Below are 22,800 nucleotides of genomic sequence, written 5' to 3' on the forward strand. Positions count from 1 at the left end.
CCGGCGCGGCGCGGCATGGCGCCGCTCCCCGCGCGCCGGGGTGGGTCCGATTCTCGTCACGTCGTATCGATCTTCGTTGAATGTCGTCGCACGCGAGCGGCCCGGGCAGCCGGCCGACCGGCGACGAAAACGTCAGATGATACAATATATCAACTTGGTCCGTCAGGATTTTGACAGCTGCGTTGCCGCGCGCCTCGTCGACGCTGCGCACCCCCTCGCGCGCGGGGCCCCGCAACGCGGCCGCAAGCCGGTTGCACGCTAGCCGCCACCGCGCTCAACCGCCGGTCTTGAACGCCGGCAACTGCTGCCCGAGCCGCGCGCCCATTTCCGCGCCGAGCGCCTGCAGCGCATTGAACGGCCGGATCATCACCTCGAACTCGACGATCCGCCCGTCGTCATCGAAACGGATCATGTCGATCCCCTTCAGCGCCTTGTCGCCGATGGTCGCGCCGAATTCCAGCACGACGCTCTTGCCGTCGTCGGCCGCGAACTGGCGGTGATACGTGAAATTCTCGAGGATCGTAATCACCGTGCGCAGCGCCATCAGCAGCGCCGGCGCCGGCCCGTACGACTTGAACGCCATCGGCGAGCGGAACACGGCGTCCGGATGGACGATCGATTCCAGCGCGCCGAAATCCTTGCGTTCGACCATCGCATGCCATGCGTCGAGCGATTTCGCGACGGCGGGATGAAGATGCAGCGGGGAATGTGTCATCGAAGCCTCCAGCATCGTGGTGGGACGGAACAGAAACGAATCGGTATCAAAGGGTCGCGGCCAGCGTCGTGCCCTGGTGAATCGCGCGCTTCGCATCGAGTTCGGCGGCCTCGTCCGCGCCGCCGATCAGGTGCACGCGGCATCCGGCGGCCTGCAGTTGCTCCGCCAGCTCGCGCGACGGCTCCTGCCCCGCGCAGATCACCACGTTGTCCACCGGCAACGTCCGGTCGACGCCGTCGATCGTCACGTGGAAGCCGTCGTCGTCGATGCGCCGGTACGTGACCGACGACGACATCCCGACGCCGCGCGCCTTCAGCGCGGTACGGTGTATCCATCCGGTGGTCTTGCCGAGCCCGTCGCCCACCTTCGAGGCCTTGCGCTGCAGCAGATGCACGTGCCGCGCCGCCGGTTCGGGCCGCGCTTGGCCCAGGCCGCCGGCATTCGCATACGACCGGTCGACGCCCCATTCGCTGAAGAACCGGTCCGCATCGACACGCTCGGCGCCGTCGCGATGAACGAGATACTCGGCGACGTCGAAGCCGATGCCGCCCGCGCCGACGATCGCGACGTTGCGACCGACCGCCTTGTCGTCGCGCAGCACGTCGAGATAGCCGAGCGCCTTCGGATGCCCGATGCCGTCGATCGGCGGCGTGCGCGGCACGATGCCCGTCGCGATCACCACTTCATCGAATGCTTCCTGCAACAGCATCTCGGCGGTCGCACGCGTATTGACGTGCAGCGCGATGCCGCGCAATTCGATCTGCCGGCGGAAATAGCGCAGCGTCTCGTTGAACTCTTCCTTGCCGGGCACCTTCTTCGCGATATTGAACTGGCCGCCGATCTCGGCGCCGGCTTCGTATAGCGTGACCGCATGACCGCGCTCGGCCGCCGTGACCGCGAAGCCGAGGCCCGCGGGCCCGGCGCCGACCACCGCGATCCGCTTGCGGCGCGGCGCCGGCTGGATCACGAGCTCGGTTTCATGACACGCACGCGGATTCACGAGGCACGACGTGATCCGGCCGCCGAACGTATGGTCGAGGCATGCCTGGTTGCAGCCGATGCACGTGTTGATTTCGTCCGCGCGCCCTTCCCGCGCCTTGCGGACGAACTCGGCATCGGCGAGGAACGGCCGCGCCATCGACACCATGTCGCAATAGCCGTCGGCGAGCAGTTGCTCGGCGACTTCCGGCGTATTGATCCGGTTGGTCGCGACGAGCGGGATGCCGACCTTGCCCATCAGTTCCCGCGTCACCCACGCGTATGCTGCGCGCGGCACCTTGGTCGCGATGGTCGGAATGCGCGCCTCGTGCCAGCCGATGCCGGTATTGAGGATCGTCGCGCCGGCCGCCTCGATCGCCTGCGCGAGCCGGATCACCTCGTCGAGCGTCGAGCCGCCTTCGACGAGATCGAGCATCGACAGCCGGTAGACGACGATGAAGTTCGCGCCGACACGCTCGCGCACGCGCCGCACGATCTCGACCGCGAAGCGAATGCGGTTGTCGTACGCGCCGCCCCACGCATCGTCGCGATGGTTCGTGCGCGCGGCGATGAATTCGTTGATCAGGTAGCCCTCGGACCCCATGATCTCGACGCCGTCGTAGCCCGCATGCTGCGCGAGCGCCGCGCATCGCACGAAATCGGCGATCGTCTCGTCGACCTCGTCGCTCGTCAACGCATGCGGCGTGAACCGGTTGATCGGCGCCTGCAGCGCGCTGGGCGCCGCGAGCGCCGGGTGATACGCGTAGCGCCCGAAATGCAGGATCTGCAACGCGATCCTGCCGCCTTCCGCGTGCACCGCACGCGTCACGACGCGGTGACGTTCGGCTTCCGCTTCGGTCGTCAGCATCGCGCCGCCCGGCGCCGGACGGCCGCGCTCGTTCGGCGCGAATCCGCCCGTGACGATCAGGCCGGCCTCGCCCCGTGCGCGCTCCGCATAGAACGCGGCCATCCGCTCGAAGCCGTTCGGCGCTTCCTCGAGGCCGACGTGCATCGAGCCCATCAACACGCGGTTCCTGAGCGACGTGAAGCCGAGTTCGAGCGGGGTCGTCAAATGCGGATAACGGAAGGTCATCGGGGCGTCTCCATCTTTTATGCAACAAGTTGCACGGATGGTAGCGCGTCGACTTCGTTTGTGCAACATGTTGCACAAACATACCTGCGCCGTTTGTGCTGCGGCCCCGATATGGCAAGATTCGGTTCATTGCGCAGCCTTCCTCGATCCGACATGTCCCTGCCTCACGCGCTTCTCACCGCCCTCGCCGAACGCCCTGGTTCGGGGTCCGAGCTCGCCGACCGTTTCGATCGCTCGATCGGCTATTTCTGGCAGGCGACGCATCAGCAGATCTATCGCGAACTCGGGCGTCTCGAGGAAATGGGTTGGGTCGAATCGCTGCCCGCCGAGTCCGGCCGCGGCCGCAAGCGCGCGTACCGGATCCTGCCGGCCGGCAAGAAGGAATTGCGCCGCTGGATCGCCGAACCGGAAGATCCGACGCCGCTGCGCGAGGCGTTGATGGTGCGCCTGCGCGCGGAAGCCGTGCTCGGGCCGGCCGGCCTCGAGCACGAGATCCGGCGGCGCATCGCGCTGCATCAGGAAAAGCTGGACTTGTATTTGCAGATCGAGGCGCGTGATTTTTTGGCGGACGGCGATTCGGTGGCTGGCGATTCACGCACGAAACGCCTGCAGCATCTGGTGCTGCAGGCCGGGATCGCAAACGAACGGTTCTGGGTCGAGTTTTCGCAGCACGCGCTCGACACGCTGCGTTTGCCGAAGGATTGAAGCCGCTGGCGAAGGCCGGCCGGCGGTCGTTTCACCGCCGCTCGGCCTCGTGCGCCCGACTACGTAATCGCGACGCCTTTACAGCAGGTCGCACCGCGCCCGCTTTCGTGAAGCACAGGCCGCGCAGCCTGCGTTGAATCGCCGCGCGGCGAACCCGGATCACGCATCCGGCAAAATCACCACCTTGCCCTTCACCTGCCGGTTCGCCATCCGCGCGATCGCATCGGCCGCGCCGTCCAGCGACACGCGTTCGGTGATCGTGGGCCGCACCTTGCCGGCCGCGAACCATTCGGCGAGCAGCCGCATGTTCGCCGCATGCTGCGCCGGATCGCGACGCACCGCATCGCCCCAGAACACGCCGAGAATGTCGCGCTCCTTCAGCAGCGCGAGGTTCAGCGCGAGCTTCGGGATCTCGCCGGCCGCGAAGCCGACCACGAGGAACCGGCCGCGCCATGCGGTCGCACGCAACGCCGCCTCGCTGTATGCGCCGCCCACCGGATCGTAGACGACGTCGGCGCCGCGCCCGCCGGTCAGTTCGTCGACGCGGCGGCGCAGGTCTTCGGTCGCATAGTCGATCGTCTCGTCGGCGCCCGCTTCGCGGCACAGCGCGAGCTTGTCCGCGCTCGACGCCGCCGCGATCACGCGCGCACCGAGCGCTTTCGCGATCTCGATCGCGGCGATGCCGACGCCGCCGGCCGCCCCGAGCACGAGCAGCGTCTCGCCCGCCTGCAGGCGCGCCCGCTGCTGCAACGCATGCAGCGACGTACCGTACGCAAGCACGAGCGCGGCGCCCTGCTCGAACGTCATGCCCGGCGGCAGCGCGGCGAGTTGGTGCGCGTCGGCCACGCACTGCTGCGCGAACCCGCCGTGGCCGGTAAACGCCATCACCGAATCGCCGGGCCGCCACGCGGTGACGCCGTCGCCGACCGCGTCGATCACGCCGGCAAACTCGGCGCCCGGCGAAAACGGCAGCGCCGGTTTCACCTGATACAGCCCCTGGACGATCAGCGCGTCGGGGAAGTTGAGCGACGCCGCCTTCACCTGGATCCGGACTTGCCCGGCAGCCGGTTCTGGAATCGCGACGTCCTCGATGCGCAAGCGGTCGATCGGGCCGAATGCGGTACACAACAGGGCTTTCATGCGCTTCTGTCTCCTTGCGCGGCGTGGCCGGGCATCGGTACGGTGTGCGGGACATCTCCCCGTGGCCGGTTCACGACGCATATGCGATGCCCTACGGCATCGGCGACATCGTCAGAACGCGAGATCGCGTCGCGACATCAACAGGCTGATCGTGCTGCCTCCCGGGGTGCCGGCCGTGTCAGCCGAATGAAGGGTTGGGTGGCGCCAAGTGCTGGCAGGAATTTAGCACGGTCGTTCACAAGCGACAACGATACACACGCCAGCCAGTATGCGTATTCGGGAAGTGGGCCGGGCCGCACGAGGCGGCCCGGCGCGGGACAGCTATCGCGTCAACCCGCCTGCGGCTTCGAAAGCTGATCCGCAATCGGCAGGCTGCGAATGCGCGTGCCGGTCGCCGCGAAGATCGCGTTGGTCAGCGCCGGCGCGACGGGCGGCAGGCCCGGTTCGCCGACGCCGCCGAGCGGCGTCGCGTAGTCGTCCGGCGCGACGAGATGCACGCGGATGTCGCGCGGCGCCTCGTTCATCCGCAGCACCTGGAAGCCGTTGAAGTTGCTCTGCTCGGGGTGGCCGTCCTTGAACGTGATCTCGCCGTGCAGCGCGATGCCGAGCCCCATCACCACCGCGCCCTCGAGCTGCGAGCGCACTCGCTCCGGATTGACCTGCGGCCCGCAGTCGATCGCGATGTCGACGCGCGGCACCGAGATCCTGCCGTCCGCATCGACCTGCACCTCGCACACCGCCGCCGTGTACGACACGAAGCTGCGATGCGCGGCGATCCCGAGCCCATGCCCCTTCGGCAGCTTGCGCCCCCAGCCGGCTTCGCGCGCGACCGTCTCGACCACGCGCCGCAGCCGGCCCGTATCGACCGGATACAGCGCGGGATCCTCGCCGTAGTTCACGTTTTTCACCGTGATGTGCGGCTCGAAACGCCGCGCGGGCCCGATCAGGTCGAGCAGGAAATCCTTCGGATCGCGGCCGGCCGCATGCGCGAGTTCCGACACGAAGCTCTGGATGCCGAACGCATGCGGAATGTTGTACACCGAGCGAAACCAGCCGATCCGCGTATGCGCTTGCGCGGCCGGATTCTCGATCCGCACGTTCGGGATCGCGAACGGCAGATCCGCGATGCCTTGCGCGAGCTCGCCCGGCTGCTCGTGCACGACGCCGGCGCGGAACGTCGACTGGATCGACGGCGCGACCGTGCGATGCTGCCACGCGACCACCTTCCCCGCCGCATCGATCCCGCCGTCGAACGCTTCGAGCGACACCGCGTGGAAGTAGTCGTGCGCGATGTCGTCCTCGCGCGTGAACGTCAGCTTCACGGGCGCGCCGACCGCCTTCGACAGCAGCGCGGCTTCCACCACGTAATCGGGCTTCGACTTGCGGCCGAAGCCGCCGCCGAGCAACGTCACGTTGACCGTCACACGCTCGGCCGGCACGCCGAGCGCCTTCGCGATCTCGTCGCGCGTGGTCTGCGGCGCCTGCGTGCAGGTCCACACGTCGCAGCGGCCGTCGGCCACCCGCGCGACGGCCGCGGGCGGCTCCATCGTCGCGTGCGCGAGATGCGGAACGTAGTACGTCGCGCGCACGCGTTTCGCGGCGCCGGCGAGTGCGGCCGCCGCATCGCCGTCGTTGCGGATCACGTCGCCCGGCTGCGCGGCGGCCGCTTCGAGCGTCTTGCGATACGCGGCCGAGTCGTAGCCCGCATGCGGCCCGCGCTTCCAGTCGATCTTCAACTGCGCGCGTGCCTGGATCGCCGTCCACGTATCGCGCGCAATGACGGCCACGCCGCCGAGCGGCTGGAAGCCGGACGGCAGCGGCGTCGACGCCAGTTGTACGACCTTGACGACACCCGGCAGCTTCTCGGCGGCCGACGCATCGAACGACGCGACCGTGTCGCCGTAGGCCGGCGGTCGCGCAACGACCGCATACAGCATGCCGTCGAGGCGCGTATCGATCCCGTACCGCGCGCGGCCGCCGACGATGTCGCGTCCGTCGATCAGCGCCGTCTTGCCCTTGCCGATATAGCGGAATTCGGCCGGCGCCTTCAACGCCACGCTTTTCGTATCGGGCACCGGCAGCGCGGCCGCCTTCTCGGCCAGTTCGCCGAAGCCGAGCTTGCGTCCGGTTTTCGTGTCGACGACCTCGTGCACCGTCACCTTCACCTGGCGCACGTCGACGCCCCACACGGCAGCGGCCGCCTGCGCGAGCATCGTGCGCGCGGCCGCCCCCGCGCGGCGCAGCGCGGCGAAGCTCTGGCGCAGGCTGCGCGAACCGTCGGTGTTCTGGTTGCCGTAGCGCGGCTCGTCGCCGACCGCTTGCGCGACCTTCACCCGCGCCCAGTCCGCGCCCAGTTCGTCGGCGACCACGAGCGCGACGCTCGTGCGTACGCCCTGGCCCATCTCGGAGCGGATGCAGGTCACCGTGACGGTGCCGTCCGGTGCGATCGCAACGAACAGGTTCGGATCGTCGCGCAAGCCATGCGGCATCCCCGCGCCGCCATACTGCGGATTCGCGCTGACGGGCGGCTGCGCCGGCGTGGCCGCCTGCGCGAGCGACGGCACGCCGAACGCGAGCAGCAGCCCGCCCGATGCGAAGCCGAGCAGCAGCGCGCGACGGCTTTCGTTGTCGACGGAGAGTTCGGGCGCCCTCATGCGTCACCTCCGCGGCGCACGGCCAGCCGGATGGCCGCGCGAATGCGCGTATAGGTGCCGCAGCGGCAGATGTTGCCGGACATCGCATCGTCGATGTCGGCATCGGTCGGATGGGGATTCGTCTTCAGCAGCGACGCGGCCTGCATGATCTGCCCGGACTGGCAGTAGCCGCATTGCGCGACGTTCAGTTCCTGCCACGCCTGCTGCAGCGGGTGCGTGAGATCCGTCGACAGCCCCTCGATCGTCGTCACGCGCCTGGACGCCGCCGCCGCGACCGGCGTGATGCACGCGCGGATCGCGACGCCGTCGAGATGCACGGTGCACGCACCGCACAGCGCCATCCCGCAGCCGAACTTGGTGCCGGTGTGGCCGAGCACATCGCGCAGATACCAGAGCAACGGCATGTCGGGATTGCCGTCGAAGTGCTGCTCGCTACCGTTGACGGTCAGCGTGATCATCGTTCACCTCCTGGTTGCGATGCCCGCCGGGCAGGCATCGAGTGGGGATTCGAACGGCGCGGCGCACATTCCGAACGATCAGGCAGGCGTGGCGCCGTTTCGTCGACCGTGTCGCGTGCACGCACGGTCGGGCGGATGCTGCGAACGATGCCGTCGGCCGGTTGCCTGCGCAACCTTTCGCCTTTGCCCGGCCGGCGCTCGTCCGCATGGATCGCCGCCCGCATTATCGAACCATTTCGGATTTGACGTCGGGTCGCGGCGATTCGGGCGTTTCAGGCAAGCGGGGAGAACGCACGGCCGGAGATGGCGCGTGTCATCGACGGGGCTTTAGCGTGCATCGCGAGCGCGCGTTCCGGGTCGCACATAGGCAAACATCCGGCCGACCTCACGGCCGGACCGGATGCTTGATGGTTGCGCCGAACGCGACGCAACGCACTACCGCACGGTCTTCCTCACGGCGAGCGCAACGCCTGCAACCCGAGCGTGAGCGCGTTGAACGGCATCTCCGCGGCGCCCATCGAGAAACTGGTCGTCTTCGTGGGCACGCCGGGCGTACGCATCAGCGCGTGGACGATCCGCTCGCTCGCATGGCCGTCGCCGTATGGATTGCTCGCGCGCGACATTTCCTCGTACGCGCTCTCGCTGTCGAACAGCCGCGACGCTTCCCACACGATCCGGTCCTGATCGGTGCCGACGAGCCGCGCGGTGCCGGCCTGAATCGCCTCGGGCCGCTCGGTCGTCTCGCGCGTGACGAGCACCGGCTTGCCGAGCGCCGGCCCTTCTTCCTGAATGCCGCCCGAATCCGTGATGATGAAATGCGCGCGCGACATCAGGAATACGAACGACAGGTATTCCTGCGGCTCGATCAGGTAGATGTTGGGCACGCCGCCGAGCCGCGCGCGCGCCGGCTCCTGCACGTTCGGGTTCAGGTGCAGCGGATAGACGAACTGCGCATCGCGATAGCGGTTCGCCAGCGTGCACAGCGCGTCGCAGAAATGCCGGAACGGTTCCCCGAAACTTTCGCGGCGATGGCCGGTGATCAGCACGACGCGCCGCGACGGTTCGAGAAACGGGAAGTACGCGGCGATCTTGTCCGACAGCGCGGCGGTGCGATCCAGCATGCGCTTGACCTCGTGCAACGCATCGATCACGGTATTGCCGGTCAGCGAGACGCCCCCGCCCGGCACGCCCTCGCTCAGCAGGTTGTCGCGGGCCTGCCCGGTCGGCGCGAAATGCCATGACGACACCGCATCGGTCACGCGGCGATTCAGCTCCTCCGGCCACGGCGACCAGATGTCGCCGCTGCGCAGGCCGGCCTCCACGTGACCGACCGGCAGATAGCGATAGAACGCCGCCAGGCTCACCGCGAGCGTGGTCGTCGTATCGCCGTGGACCAGCACGATGTCCGGCCGAAAATCGTCGAAGACGACGCCGATCGCATGAAGAATGCCGGTCGTCACGTCGGTCAGCGTCTGGCCTTGCCGCATCAGGTTGAGATCGTAGTCGGGCTTGATGTCGAACAGCGTCAGCACCTGATCGAGCATTTGCCGATGCTGCGCGGTCACGCACACGCGGGCGTCGACATCCGTCTGCGCCTTCAGCGCACGCACCAGCGGCGCCATCTTGATGGCCTCCGGCCGAGTCCCGAACACAAGCAAGATCTTCTTCATCGTTATCCTCGTTTAGCCGCTTCGCGCCCGGCGATCCTGCACGCGGCGCGAAGCATGTATTCGGGCGGCGCATCCCGTACGCGCACGCGATCGAGCTGCGGCGGTGTGGCGGGGCGAGCGCGCTGCCGCGTCCGCGCGGTCCAGGCCGCGCGAATCGTCGTACTACCGGCGTCCCGTTGCACTGGATCAATCACGTCATGAGTCGTTCCTCGCTGTGTCGAGCGTCGCGTCCTCCCACACCAGCAATATTCAAACCAGCCGGCTCGCGTCGCGGCCCGCTTCGCTCCGCGGCCATTGCCCGCGAACGGTGCGTCATGGAATGTTTCACAACTGCTACGGACACCCGCATCGCCGGATCGACGCGGCAACGATAAACAGCCGGACGCTCGCGCGATCCGTCTGACGACGTCGTCCGACGAATCGCGCATGCATGTCGAGCCCTCGTGACGAAGCGAATCGCACGGACCTTTCGACGCGCGTTGCGTCGCCTCGATTCGCCCCTTTCGTCTGTGCAGTGCGCGGCGCGCACGCGAGCGTCGACCGCCGTGGCGCGCGCAGGATTTCGCCCACATCCGACGCCGCGTTGAATCACACGAATCGGGGCTCGGGAAATGTTGCGAATGTGTAACGCGGATTCGAAACTGGCGAATACATCGGAGTCCGGTCCATTCGTCTCATGTGAAAGCAGCGCGCGTAGCGATCGCGGGCCGACGCGTGCATGCCGAACGACACGCGACGGCCAGCCATGCCAAGCCGCACCCGGCCACGCGGCATCGGCAGCTGGGACGGTCCGGGCGCCGCGCGACGCGCTCGAGCCGCGCGGCCGACCGTGCGGGGTCGGATGCGACGCGCGCACGCTGATTCGTCAGTGAATCAAAACACGCCGGCTGCACGCATGCCGCATCCGCTTCCCGCGCGGGCCTCCTTGCTGCGCGGGGCATCGCGGCAGATGGCTCACCCCTTGCTTGATGTCGGACAGTGCGTCCCGAAGCACGCGCATCGCAGCAGACAGATGGGGGCGCCAAAGCAACGAAGCCGGGAGACGATGCGACGCATCCGTCCGGGGCAGCCGACAACCGCCCCGCGACGAACGCGCCATCGTTTCCCATTGACGTCCGCGCGATCCACGGAGCGCCTTCAGCTCTCATCGGTCGTCGTTGCGGGCACGGGGATGGGGACATGAAGAAAACGCGGGCGGCGTCATTCTGCGAGCAAGGCATCCTGCTGCTGATCGTGCTTGCGTGCTCGCTGATCGTGCGCGACACCGCCTCGCAGGCGATCGCCGAACCGGCCCGGTTGGGCGTGCCCGCCGCAACCGCCGCAACGGCCGCAACCACCGGGATCGCGATGGCGCGCATCGCGCTCGTCGCGCCGGCCTCGCCCGATCCGGACGCGTCGCTCGAGCCGCCGCCCGCCGCCACGCCGGGCGTCGCATTCGATCCCGAGCTGCTGCTGATACCGTGCGTCGCGTACCTGTGGCTGTTCACGCTGTTGACGTGCGCGTATGCCGCCCGGCATTACGTATTCAGCCTCGACCGCCTGTTCAAGCCGCAACACGCGCCCTACCGGACGATGACCCACGGCGACTGGCCGCGGCTCACCGTCTTCGTCGCCGCCCACAACGAGGAAACCGTCATCGTCGATTGCCTGATGGCGCTGCTGGCGACGACCTACCCGCGCGACCGGCTGACGATCATTCCGGTCAACGACCGCTCGACCGACAACACGCGCGCATTGATCGACGAAGTCCGCGCACTCGCGCCCGAGCTGATTCAGCCGTTTCACCGCGAGACCGGCAAGCCGGGCAAGGCAGCCGCGCTGAAGGATGCGCTGCGCTTCATCCGCGGCGACATCATGGTCGTATTCGATGCCGACTACCTGCCGCGCCCGGGGCTGCTGAAGGAACTGGTCGCGCCGTTCTTCGACCCGGAAGTCGGCGCGGTGATGGGCCGTGTCGTGCCGCAGAACGCCGACAGCAACCTGCTCGCACGGCTACTCGATCTCGAGCGCGCGGGCGGCTATCAGGTCAACCAGCAAGCCCGCAACAATCTGAACCTGGTGCCGCAGTACGGCGGCACGGTCGGCGGCATCCGCAAGGGCGCGCTCGACGCCGTGGGCGGCTGGTGCGACGACACGCTCGCCGAAGATACCGACATGACCTACCGCCTGCTGCTGAGCGACTGGCGCACGGTCTATCTGAACCACGCCGAATGTTACGAGGAAGTACCGGAGCGCTGGGCCGTCCGCGCGCGGCAACTGACGCGCTGGGCGAAGGGCCACAACCAGACGATGCTGCGCTATCTGGTTCCGGTGCTGCGCAACCCGCTGATCTCGCGCCGCTGCCGGCTCGACGGCGCGCTGCTGCTCGGCGTGTTCACGATGCCCGCGCTGCTCGCGATCGCGTGGAGCGCCGCGCTCGCGCTCTACCTGTTCAACGGCGTCAACTCGACCGCGCTCGGCCTGCTGCTGTCGCTGTTCGCGCTGTTCTCGTTCAGCACCTTCGGCAACTTCGGCGTGTTCTTCGAGATCGTCGTCGCCGCGCGGCTCGACGGCCGCGCGACGCGGCTGCGGCTCGTGCCGGTCAACGTCGTCGGCTTTTGCGTGACGATCGCGGCGGTCGTCTCCGCGCTGTGGGGACTCGCGCTCGACGCGGCGTTCCGCCGCGAACTGAAGTGGGACAAGACCGAGCGTTTTCGCCGGCAGTTGAAACCGGAGCGATGAGCGATGACGACCTTCAACGTGATGGTGCCGGTGGCCGGCGTGCTCACGCTGCCGTTCCTGCCGATGCTGCATGAACTGATCCGGCGCAGCGACGTCGCGGCGCTGCCGATCGGCGACGGGCCGTTCGTCGACCAGGCGCTGCTCGCCGCGCGCTGGCACGACGCGCTGCGCGCGCACGTGGCCGGCACGCCGCCGCCGGATGCATCCGGCGCGCCGCCGTGGCAGACGCTCGGACTGGCCGTCGAGCATGCGGATGCGATCCAGGTCGCACGCGACGCGCATCGCGACGACGTGCTCTACGCCGACCGTTCGATCACGCTCGACGACGGCGCGCGGGCCGCGTACGCGTTCGCCGACCAGCGCATCGACATCCGTGCCGGCGCGACGATCGGCACGCTCGCGCATGCGCCGCTGATCGACGTCGACGATGCGGTGCTGCGCGGCGTCGTGGTCGGCGACACGGTGCGCCTGCGCGGCGCCGGCGGCTTCGCGTGCCTGTATGGCGAGCCGCTCGTCTTCGGCGCGGCGCCCGGCCCGCGGCCCGCGGACATACCGGCCGCTCCGCGCCGCGCGATCACGCTCACCCGCCACTTCGCGTCGCTGCCGCATCGCTTCCTGCACGGTCGTTACCTGCTGCCGTGCGACGTTCGCCTGCCCGCGCACACGGTCGTGCAAGGCAACCTGATCGTCGAAGGAACGCTCGTCCTCGGCGAAGGCTGCGTGCTGCGCGGCAGCGTCAAGGCGCATCGCGTCGAACTCGAACGTCACGCGTTGCTGCACGGCGCGGTATTCGCGCGCGACGACGTGTTGCTCGCCCACGCGAGCTGCATCGACGGCGTCGTGTCGGCCGGCGGCCTGTTGCGACTGACGGGTGCGCGCATCGGCGTCGCCGGTCATCCGGTCAGCGCGTGTGCGCGCGACGTATCGATCGTCGATCATGCCTGCCTGCATGGCGATCTCGTCGCGTGGCGCAGCGGCTGGTTCCACACATCCCGTTAAGGAGCGCCTCATGTCCGATCGCCCCAGCCATCGCGGCCCGCGCGTGCCGGTTGCCACCCTCGCGATGCTGTGCGGCGTCGCCTTCGGCGCGCCCGCGGCGCTGGCGGAGCAGCCGGACGATGCCGCCGCCGCGCCCGCCGTGCAGCCGCCGCCCACGACCGTCATCACGCCACGGATGCGCGACGAATCGATGTTCGTGCGCGTCGACGCCGAAGGCCTGCCGGACGGCGTGCCGCTCGCCGAGTTCACGCCCGAGGATACGAACCGGCCGCCGCTGCCCGATGCAGTCGTCACCCATGTGCAGGCGCCGCAGGAATCGCACACCGAACTGTCGCTCGGCTATTCGAGCGCACATCTGACGCACGGCTACGGCGACTGGTACGGCGTGCACCTGCGCGGCGTCTATCAGGACGGCAGTCGCACCGTGCTCGGCGAACTGGCGCAACTGCACCGCTTCGGCGAGAACACGCAGCTCGGCGCGCTGACCTACGTGCAGAACCTCGGCCCCGACTGGTTCGGCGGGATCGGCTTTTCCGGCACCACGTCAGGCACGATCCTGCCGAGTGCGCGCGTCGACGTATCGATCAACCGCAAGCTGTTGTCCGATCGTTCGCTGGTCGTGTCGCTCGGCGCCGGCTACGCGTGGAACCGCAGCGGCCACCGCGACCAGCTCTATCACGCCGGCGTGATCTGGTACGCATTGCCGAAGTGGATTTTCGAGGCGGGCGCGAACTATACGGTCGATTCGCCCGGATCGGTGAAGGCGCCCGCCTACTACGGCGCCGTCACCTACGGCGAAGTCGGCAAGAGCGTGATCGTGCTGCGCGGCGGCGTCGGCCGCGAGGCGTATCAGGTCACCGGCTCGGGCTCGCAGATCGCGGATTTCCGCAGCCACGAGATCACCGCGAAATGGCGCTACTGGGTCACGCGCAAGTGGGGGACGCAACTCGAATTCGCGTACTACCACAACCCGTATTACTCACGAATCGGCGGCGAGCTCAGCGTCTTCTATCGCTGGTAAGCGGGCGGGCGCCATGCAGACGCATCCCGTCCGTCCTCCCGTCGACCGTTCGCTGCGCACCCACGCGCACCCGCAGCGCTGGCTGTCGTCGATCGCGCTGCTGACGCCCGCGCTGTACGCGTCGCTGTGGTTCGGATTGCCGATGGCGTGGCGCTACTGGCGCGCGGTCATGGCGTGGGGCGCGCGCCAGATCGATCCGGCGCTTCACGTGATCGTGATCGGCTATCCCCCCGACGCACCGCGCGTGCCGCTGCTGTCGATCGACGTCGCGGCCCGCATGCCGGGCGGCACGCTGCTGGTCGCCACCGCCGCGCTCTGCATGATCGGCTTCGCCGCATCGTTCATCCGGCGCGCGCGCTGGCTGCCCGTTGCATATCTGTTACGTATCGCGAGCTTCACCCAGCTGCTGATTTGCGCGTACTTCTGGCTCGCGCCCGGCACGTTCCCGTACGTCCCGCAACTGCATCTGCGCGACATGTTCGTGCTGCACGGCGCGGCGATCGCGCTGATTCCGCTGGTCATGGCCGCGCTGTACTACCCGCTCGATTTCTCGCTGCTGCAAAAAGCCTTCGCGTCGCTGCTGGTGCTGGGCTACTTCGTGTTCGCGCTGCCGTTCGTGATGCTGCTGCACGCGACGATCGTCCATCACGGCTCGCTGCTGTTTTTGCCGTTCTGCTATTTCCTGCTCGGCGGGCCGCTGCTGATCGCCCTGCTGGTCACGCTCTATACCTACTGCGCGAGCTGGCCCGGCGCGCTGACGCGCGATCGCGATTCCGTCTGCTGATAGCGCGTCCCAACGCGCCGTATCAGCGATGAAACGAATCCGTCGGGTTTGCGACCGTGCCGCGCGACCGGCAGTGCAGGAAGCCAGCAGGACCGGGCCTCCTGCGCCAATGGCACGTTGTTCGCTTCTTTCCATGCGTCGCATCGAGTCCTCTCACCGGCGAAGGCAGCGCGGCGCACCGGCGCACCGGCGCATTGGCGCGGTCGGACCGCCGTGACACGCACCGCTCGATACCCGACGAACCGGACAGCCGCAACACACCTACGGGGCTGGAATGCTCGACCTGGCGGCACGCGTATCCCGGCTGCCGCACGCCCCCATTCCTTGAGCGAGGAGCACACCATGTTGGCAAAGTCAGGCAAGTTCTTGCGGATCCTGTTCGCGCTGTTCGCGCTCGCGTTCGCATTCAGTCCGGGCGGCGTTCAGGCGGCCACCAACCAGCTTCTGCTGTTGGTGCCCGATACGCTGACGCTGCCCGATTCGCGCGTATCCGCATGGCTCGACAGTGCCCAGGAAGAAGGGCTGCAGATCAAGGTGATGACCGACAGCCAGTTCATGGCGGCCGGCGCGACGCTGTCGCAGTATCCGGGCCTGATCCTGCCCGATCAGGTGCATACGACGGCCGCCGACGCGCTCGTGACCGCGATCCAGAACTACGCGCTGAACGGCGGCAAGGTGATGCTCGTCTACGATTTCGGCGTACTGAATTCGGCCGGCTTCTACGTCAGCCCGAAATCGCGCTTCAGCAGCATGGCCGGTGTGGACTATGTGCTGTATGACCAATACGGCGGCAACATGATCGGTCTCGGCAATGTAACCGGCATGAGCAGCTGGCTGCGCACGCTCCAGGTGCCCCCCGGCAAGTCGATGGCATGGACCACGACTTCGTCGACCACCACGACCGCCAGCGCCCTCGCCTCGACGAGCACGTCGGGCACCTCGGGCACGTCGACCAATTCGGCGTCGGGCAGCGCACAGTTTCTCGCCGCCAGCCCGTCGAACCCCGGCGGCCTCGCCAACTACAACCACGGCGCATGGTTTCAGTACACGACGCCGTCCACCGGCAGCGGCGTGCTGAACCAGACGGCCCCGAAGCTGACCGGCACCGTGACCGGCAAGCTGAAGAAAACCACGACGTATACCGCCAATTCGCTGCTGAGCACGTCGACCGGCAAGACGGCCACCGCGCTCGCGTCGACGCTGGCCACCACCACCGACACGCTCGAAGGCATCTCCGGCTACGTGTACGGCTTCCTCACCTATCCGAGCTTCGTCACGCAGGGGACGTACACCGGCACGACGATCCTGACCTCGCCGACCTTCGGGCTGGTGTCCGGCTACAACACGTACGGCAACGGCGGCGTGCTGTTCGTCAACCTCCCGCTCGCCTACCTCGACGGCCAGACCGACGGCATGCTGATTCACGGCTACCTGCATTATTTCGGCACGCAGATGCTTAACCTGCCGTCGCTGTCGCCGCTGCCGAAGGCGATGGCCGGGCTCGTGTTCAACTGGCACTTCTGCGCGGGCGACCAGATCCAGCCGGCGCTCTACCTGAAGAGCCTCGGCGTGTGGAACAACGGGCCGTTCTCGCTCGTGGTCACGGCCGGCCCCGATGAAGCGGCGTTCGGCGACGGTGGCGGCATCAATCTCGCCAACAACCCGTCCGCGCAGAATCTCCTCAAGTATTTCGTGAGCAAGGGCCATCGCGTCGGCAGCCACGGCGGCTGGATCCACGACTACTGGGGGGCGAATGCGAGCGAAACCAACGCGAGCACGTTTACGCAGTACCTGGTGATGAACCATCAGGCCGTCCAGGCGACGACGGCCTTGCCCGACGTCGAGTACGCGGCGCCGGAAGGCAACACGCCGACGTGGTCGGTCAACTGGCTCGAAAGCAACGGCTTCAACGGCTACTACTTCACCGGCCACACCGGCTCGGCACCGACCCGCGCCTACCGCAACGGCGCGTTGCTGAACCCCGGCCTGTGGGCGTACCCCGTGATGCCGTTCGGCAAGTACGCGACGTTCGAGGAGTTCCAGCAATACGCGGTGCCGACGGCCGACGTGAACAACTGGTACGCATCCCTGATGAACTTCGTCGTCGCGAACCGCACGAGCCGGCTGATCTATGCGCACCCGCTCGGCGCGTCGTCCTACACGTCGACGCTGTCCGCGATCTTCAATCAAGCCAACACGCTGAAGCTGCTCGGTCAGTTCAAGTGGTACACGATGACCGACATCACGGTGTTCGACCGCGCACGCCTGAACGTCACGTGGTCGGCCACCGATACGGGCACCGGCTGGTCGTTCGCCGCCAGCCACCCGACCAGCCTCGCGAACATGACGTGGCTGCTGCCGAAGAAGGCCTTCGCGCTGCCGTTGATCACGCAAGGCCTCGGTAGCGTCGTCATCACCGACTCGACGTACTGGCTCGTGACCGCGAACAGCGGGACCAGTCTCAAGTTCACCAGCGCCAAGGTGCACTGAGCCGCGACATCGACCCACCCGCCGGCGCGCGACGCGGCCAACGCCGCGCCCGGCGGAATTTGCGCAGGACCACCGCGCAGGAGCCCCCATCATGAACCGGCCCGCGCTTTTCCCGACCGCACGCGCACGCGTGGCGGCCACCGCCCGGCTATGCCGCCTGTGGTGCGTCGCCTGCTGTATCGCCGCATGCGGCGTCGCACCGCATGCGGGCGCCGCCGAACTCCAGCTCAACGGGCTCTACCAACGCCCCGACGGCGCGATCACCGTGCGTCTGAACGGCGCCGGCATCGATCCGTATTTCGCCGCGAAAGCCCTGCTCGGCGCCGCCGATGCCGGCCTCGACGCCCATCAGGCCGCGCTCGCCTGGATCGCGTGGCTGTTGCCGCGCCAGCGTCCGGACGGCGGCTTCGATCGCTATTGCGTGAAGAGCGGCCAGTACAGTTCATGCGCCGAAGCCGACGCCGACGACGCGATGATGGCGACCTGGATCGAACTGCTCGCCCGCTTCGCGCCGCCCGACGGCATGCCCGCCGCATGGGAACTCAGCCTGAATCGCGCCGGTGCGCATCTGGATACGCTGCTCAGCAAGCCCACGGGCGTCTATCAGATCTCGTCGACGCTGCACGTCGCGCTGCTGATGGACAACGTCGAGGTACACAGCGCGTTCCAGGCGCTCGCCGCGTATTACGTGCGGCGTGGCGACTCCACGCGCGCCGGCCCGTGGAGCCAGCGCGCCGACCGGCTCGCGTCCGCGATCCTGAAGGTGTTCTGGCGCGGCACGCAGTCGGGCTTTCGCCCAAGCACGCAGCGCATCAGCGACACGACCTTCTATCCGGCGAAAGTGGCGCAGATCTTTCCGCTCCTGTCGGGCATTCAGGTTCCGCAGCAATCGAACGATGTGTTCTACGCGCAGTGGATGCAGAAGTACGGCAAGACCTGGCTGCAACTGGCCAGCTCCGATTATCCGTGGGGCTTGATCGCCCTGGTCGCATTCAAGATGAACGACCGGAACACGGTCGCGTGCTGGCATGCGCTATCGGGCCCGTACCGGCACGGCGCACACTGGAACGTCCTGGAGGAAGCGCTTTATCTGGCATTCGAAAGCCGGATGGCCGACCCGGTCGCGCCCGCGCAATGCGGCTTCACGACGGCGGCGACAACGGAGACCGCGTCACGCTGATCCACGCGTGCGCACGGTCCGGGGGAATCTACAGGGAAGGAGACGTGTCATGTGTGGCATCGTCGGCGCGGTCGCGCAACGGGACATCGTCCCGATTCTGATCGAAGGTTTGCGCCGCCTTGAATATCGCGGCTACGATTCATGCGGCGTGGCAACGGTCGTCAACGGCCAGGCACGCCGCGAGCGCAGCGTGTCGCGCGTCGCCGATCTCGACGCCCACGTGCGCAGCGCCGGCCTGGCCGGCAGCACCGGCATCGCGCACACGCGCTGGGCTACCCACGGCGCGCCGGCGACCTGCAACGCGCATCCGATCTTCTCGCGCGACGAAATCGCGCTCGTGCACAACGGCATCATCGAGAACCACGAAACGTTGCGCAAGCAACTATCCGACGAACACTACGAGTTCGACGGCCAGACCGACACCGAGGTGGTCGCGCACCTGATCCACAGCAAGTATCGCGGAGACCTGCTCGCCGCCGTCCGCGACGCGACCTCGCAGTTGCACGGCGCCTATGCGATCGCGGTGTTCAGCAAGCGCGAGCCGCAGCGGCTGATCGGCGCGCGGGCCGGCTCGCCGCTCGTCGTCGGCGTGAAGGACGGCGAATGCTTTCTCGCGTCCGACGCGCTCGCGCTCGCCGGCATCACCGACCGCTTCATCTTTCTCGAGGAAGGCGACATCGTCGAACTGACGCCGGGCGGCGTGCGGGTGCTCGATCGCACCGGCACGCCGATCGAACGCGCGATACAAACCATTCCGTCCGTGCAGGGCGTGGTCGAGCTCGGGCCGTACCGGCATTTCATGCAGAAGGAAATTTTCGAGCAACCGCAGGCCGTGGCCGCGACGATCCCCGATGCCGGACTGTTCGATCCGGCCGTATTCGGCCCCGACGCCCCGCGCGCGTTCGAGCAGATCGACAACGTGCTGATCCTCGCATGCGGCACGAGCCACTACGCGGGCCTGACTGCCCGCCGCTGGCTCGAGACGATCGCGCGCCTCCCTGCGCAGGTCGAGATCGCGAGCGAATACCGCTACAGCGACGCGCTCGCGATGCCGAATACGCTGGTGGTCAGCGTGTCGCAATCCGGCGAGACCGCCGACACGCTCGCCGCGCTCAAGTACGCGCAGGCGCTCGGCCACATCGACACGCTGGCGATCTGCAACGTGCCGACCAGCGCGATGATGCGCCAGACCGGCCTGCGCTTCCTGACGCGGGCCGGCCCGGAAATCGGCGTCGCGTCGACCAAGGCGTTCACGACGCAGCTCGCCGCGCTGTTCATTCTCGCCGTCACGCTCGGGCGGCTGCGCGGCTACGTCGACGATGCGCAACTCGCGCGCTATACGACACAGTTGCGGCGGCTGCCTGGCGCGCTCGAAGACGTGCTGGGGCTGGAGCCGCAGATCGAGCGCTGGGCGGCGGAATTCTCGCAGCATGAAAACGCGCTGTTTCTCGGGCGCGGGCTGCACTACCCGATCGCGCTCGAGGGCGCGTTGAAGCTGAAGGAGATTTCGTATATCCACGCGGAAGCGTATCCGGCCGGCGAGCTGAAACACGGGCCACTGGCGCTCGTCACGCACACGATGCCCGTCGCGACGATCGCGCCGAACGATGCGCTGCTCGAAAAGCTCAAGTCGAACATGCAGGAAGTGCGCGCGCGCGGCGGCCAGCTTTACGTGTTCGCGGACGCCGATACGCGGATCGACAACGGCGAAGGCGTGTCGGTGCTGCGCATGCCGGATTACTACGGGTTGTTGTCGCCGATCCTGCACGTCGTGCCGTTGCAGTTGCTCGCGTATCACGCGGCGTGCTTGCGGGGTGCGGATATCGACAAGCCGAGGAACCTGGCGAAATCGGTGACGGTCGAGTGAGGGGGTTGCGTGACGAGGGGCTGGCCCGCGGAGGTCGCCTGGCGATCAAACGGGCCCGCCGTACACGATTCGAGCAGGGACGATTGACGCTTTCAACGGGAACGGCCCTCGGTTGCCCGGACATCCCGCTGACCGGCCCGCCCTTCTGCCCCGAACCATCCGCTTCCGGGTACGTTAATCGGCGACTCTGTCGAATGTATCCGCATTGGTCTGAACGGCATGTGCCCAGCCGAACGCCGATGATCGTGAGCCTTGCCGTGGCGCCTTGCTGGTCACGACATGCCATACGGTCTGCAGCTTGCCGTCACGCAGCATGCCGGTGAAAGAACAGATCGCCGACACCAGGTCGTTCGACATGCCGAAAGCGAAGTTGATGCAATCGCCATACCCGACGCCGGAGACGGGCAGATCATGACCAAAGAACGCGCTGTCCCGCAACGCCGTGCTGAATACGCCACGGATGACGCCATTCTTGTCATCCGCGATGGTCAGTGTAGAACCATATTGATTACGCCACGTGCCAATCCAGTTCATCACGCACCTCCTGAGCCCCGGACACTTGATCGCCTGCCAGGCGGCCGCGCGTGCTTGTCGTTCTTCTTCCGGCGGCAAAATGGGCGCTCGAGCCAGCGCCGTGCATCGGCGAGCGTCGTTGTGACGAGTGAAGCCTGATACGAATCGAGCAATAGCAAAAAATTGCTGGCGCCCGCGATCCGGCATGACCACGGAAAGTATAGATGGTCGTCAGACGATATGAAGGGCTGCATGTCGCGATCCGGGCAGCTCGTACACTCTTGTTCCCTACTTTATTCGCCGTAACATCGCGCACGGCGCGAAGTCTCGCCTCTGTCGCCGCGGCGACTTCGCGAGCGGTCGCGGACCTTCTTCCGCGCTGAGCGTCATGGGTCATTCTGAAGAAATTCGATACCAGGTTGATCGCAAAAGCACGATGTCGCATGCACCGTCAAAAATCGTGCTTGAATCTTCGAGTTCTTCGTACGATATTTGAACCGCACGGCGTGCTCGTGGGCAAACGAGCAGCCCGGAACCGAATTCGCGCCGACCCAGGCCCGACCCGTGCGGCAAACGACAACGGGAACCATACGGTGCAGCGCAGGCCAGATCTCTCGGGAGACCGCAGGATGTCCACGCAAGCCAGGAAGCCGTTGATATCGCTCGTCGTGCCGTTTCACGACGAAGAAGAAACGATCGACGCGTTCTTTGCCGAAACGCTGCCCGTTCTCGAGTCGGTCGCGTCGGTACGCTTCGAGATCGTCTGCGTCAACGACGGCAGCCGCGATCGCACGCTGGACCGGCTGCGCTCGGTCGCCGCCGGCGACCCGCGCGTGCACGTCCTGGACCTCACACGCCGCTTCGGCAAGGAAGCGGCGCTCACCGCGGGCCTCGACGAAGCGGCCGGCGCGGCCGTGATCCTGATCGACGCCGACCTGCAGGACCCGCCCGCGCTGATTCCCGCGATGCTCGAACGCTGGCGCGCGGGCGCCGAGGTCGTCGCCGCGAAGCGCACCGACCGCCGGTGCGACCCGCTGATGCAGCGGGTGGCCGCCGCGCTCTACTACCGCGTGCACAACCGGCTCTCCGAAGTCGAGATGCCGGAGAACGTCGGCGATTTCCGGCTGATGGACCGCGAGGTCGTCGACGCGCTGCGTGCGTTGCCGGAACGGCGGCGCTTCATGAAAGGGCTGTTCGCGTGGGTCGGCTACCGGACCGAGATCGTCGAATACACGCGTGCGGCGCGTAGCGGCGGCCGCTCGAAATTCTCCGGATGGCGGCGCTGGAATTTCGCGCTCGAGGGCATCACGAGCTTCAGCACGGTGCCGCTGCGCGTGTGGACCTATGTCGGCCTCACGTTCGCGATGCTGTCGCTCGCGTATGGCGCGTTCATCGTCGCGCGCACGCTGCTGTACGGCAATCCGGTGCACGGCTACCCGTCGCTGATTTCCGTCGTGCTGTTCGTCGGCGGCATCCAGTTGATCGGCATCGGCGTGATCGGCGAATACCTCGGCCGGATCTATCACGAATCGAAGCAACGCCCCGTCTATCTCGTGAGGCGGCACTACCGTGCCGAGCGCGATGCGGCCGCGCGACCGGCATCGAAGCTGCTGCAGTTTCCGCTCAAGCGTGCGCACTCGGCGCGCCGCCGGGCCGCGACGCCGGCCGCCGCGAGCATCACCGCCCGCAAGACGTCGTTCAAGTAGCACCGGGCCGCGTCAATTGGACATCCTCCGGCAATCGACCCGCCCGGCCGAGCGGCCGGTCGTCGCATGGCTCACGTCGCGACGCGTCGTCCTGTACAGCGCGCTG

Annotated in this window: 16 protein-coding genes; 9 read left to right on the forward strand and 7 right to left on the reverse strand. The window is 67.4% G+C overall.

Annotation, left to right across the window (positions count from 1 at the left end; translation table 11 throughout):
• Positions 1-274: 274 nt before the first annotated feature.
• Both HWX76_RS30110 and HWX76_RS30115 read right to left on the reverse strand, forming a co-directional pair.
• Positions 275-715: a nuclear transport factor 2 family protein gene (locus HWX76_RS30110; RefSeq protein WP_050013735.1), complete on the reverse strand. Its 441-nt coding sequence runs from the start codon at positions 713-715 to the stop codon at positions 275-277.
• A gap of 46 nt (positions 716-761) precedes the next feature.
• A complete protein-coding gene (locus tag HWX76_RS30115; protein ID WP_176016780.1) occupies positions 762-2,786 on the reverse strand; it encodes an NADPH-dependent 2,4-dienoyl-CoA reductase in 2,025 nt (674 codons plus the stop codon).
• A gap of 153 nt (positions 2,787-2,939) precedes the next feature.
• Between HWX76_RS30115 and HWX76_RS30120 the strand changes: the two genes are divergently transcribed.
• A complete protein-coding gene (locus tag HWX76_RS30120; RefSeq protein WP_176016781.1) occupies positions 2,940-3,491 on the forward strand; it encodes a PadR family transcriptional regulator in 552 nt (183 codons plus the stop codon).
• A 159-nt stretch (positions 3,492-3,650) separates the two neighbouring features.
• On the opposite strand, the gene HWX76_RS30125 is transcribed toward HWX76_RS30120, so the two are convergent.
• The 4 genes from HWX76_RS30125 to wecB form a co-directional block, all read right to left on the reverse strand.
• Entirely contained in the window at positions 3,651-4,631 is a 981-nt protein-coding gene (locus HWX76_RS30125) for an NADPH:quinone oxidoreductase family protein (RefSeq protein WP_050013732.1), read from the reverse strand.
• 329 nt (positions 4,632-4,960) lie between these two features.
• On the reverse strand, positions 4,961-7,285 hold the full coding sequence (locus HWX76_RS30130) for a xanthine dehydrogenase family protein molybdopterin-binding subunit (RefSeq protein WP_176016782.1): 2,325 nt from the start codon (positions 7,283-7,285) through the stop codon (positions 4,961-4,963).
• The gene (locus HWX76_RS30135; RefSeq protein WP_050013730.1) at positions 7,282-7,743 is read right to left on the reverse strand and encodes a (2Fe-2S)-binding protein; all 462 of its coding nucleotides are present in this window, start codon (positions 7,741-7,743) and stop codon (positions 7,282-7,284) included. The genes HWX76_RS30130 and HWX76_RS30135 overlap by 4 nt, the downstream gene beginning before the upstream one ends.
• Positions 7,744-8,195: 452 nt before the next feature.
• A complete protein-coding gene (gene wecB / locus HWX76_RS30140; RefSeq protein ID WP_176016783.1) occupies positions 8,196-9,413 on the reverse strand; it encodes a UDP-N-acetylglucosamine 2-epimerase (non-hydrolyzing) in 1,218 nt (405 codons plus the stop codon).
• 1,179 nt (positions 9,414-10,592) lie between these two features.
• Between wecB and HWX76_RS30145 the strand changes: the two genes are divergently transcribed.
• The 7 genes from HWX76_RS30145 (at position 10,593) to glmS (ending at position 20,475) form a co-directional block, all read left to right on the forward strand.
• Positions 10,593-12,134: a glycosyltransferase gene (locus HWX76_RS30145; protein WP_176016784.1), complete on the forward strand. Its 1,542-nt coding sequence runs from the start codon at positions 10,593-10,595 to the stop codon at positions 12,132-12,134.
• Positions 12,135-12,137: 3 nt separating this feature from the next.
• Positions 12,138-13,133 carry a polymer-forming cytoskeletal protein gene (locus HWX76_RS30150; RefSeq protein WP_176016785.1) on the forward strand — a complete coding sequence of 332 codons (996 nt, stop codon included), beginning with the start codon at positions 12,138-12,140 and terminating at the stop codon, positions 13,131-13,133.
• Between the two features lie 10 nt (positions 13,134-13,143).
• Positions 13,144-14,154 (forward strand): YaiO family outer membrane beta-barrel protein, encoded by a 1,011-nt coding sequence (locus HWX76_RS30155; protein ID WP_050013726.1) that lies wholly within the window; start codon positions 13,144-13,146, stop codon positions 14,152-14,154.
• 13 nt (positions 14,155-14,167) lie between these two features.
• The gene (locus HWX76_RS30160) at positions 14,168-14,938 is read left to right on the forward strand and encodes a hypothetical protein (RefSeq protein WP_089488329.1); all 771 of its coding nucleotides are present in this window, start codon (positions 14,168-14,170) and stop codon (positions 14,936-14,938) included.
• 342 nt (positions 14,939-15,280) lie between these two features.
• The gene (locus tag HWX76_RS30165; protein WP_176016786.1) at positions 15,281-17,428 is read left to right on the forward strand and encodes a hypothetical protein; all 2,148 of its coding nucleotides are present in this window, start codon (positions 15,281-15,283) and stop codon (positions 17,426-17,428) included.
• 91 nt (positions 17,429-17,519) lie between these two features.
• Complete coding sequence (locus HWX76_RS30170) at positions 17,520-18,608, forward strand: hypothetical protein (protein WP_176016787.1); 1,089 nt, start codon at positions 17,520-17,522, stop codon at positions 18,606-18,608.
• Between the two features lie 49 nt (positions 18,609-18,657).
• On the forward strand, positions 18,658-20,475 hold the full coding sequence (glmS, locus tag HWX76_RS30175; RefSeq protein ID WP_124556675.1) for a glutamine--fructose-6-phosphate transaminase (isomerizing): 1,818 nt from the start codon (positions 18,658-18,660) through the stop codon (positions 20,473-20,475).
• A gap of 174 nt (positions 20,476-20,649) precedes the next feature.
• Here glmS and HWX76_RS30180 read toward each other — a convergent pair whose 3' ends face one another.
• Positions 20,650-21,009: an avidin/streptavidin family protein gene (locus HWX76_RS30180; RefSeq protein ID WP_089488326.1), complete on the reverse strand. Its 360-nt coding sequence runs from the start codon at positions 21,007-21,009 to the stop codon at positions 20,650-20,652.
• Between the two features lie 608 nt (positions 21,010-21,617).
• Here HWX76_RS30180 and HWX76_RS30185 point away from each other — a divergent pair.
• Entirely contained in the window at positions 21,618-22,694 is a 1,077-nt protein-coding gene (locus HWX76_RS30185) for a glycosyltransferase family 2 protein (RefSeq protein ID WP_050013720.1), read from the forward strand.
• Positions 22,695-22,800 lie beyond the last annotated feature (106 nt).

The sequence above is a fragment of the Burkholderia sp. BCC0398 genome (assembly GCF_902833245.1).
GTDB classification, from domain to species: domain Bacteria; phylum Pseudomonadota; class Gammaproteobacteria; order Burkholderiales; family Burkholderiaceae; genus Burkholderia; species Burkholderia sola.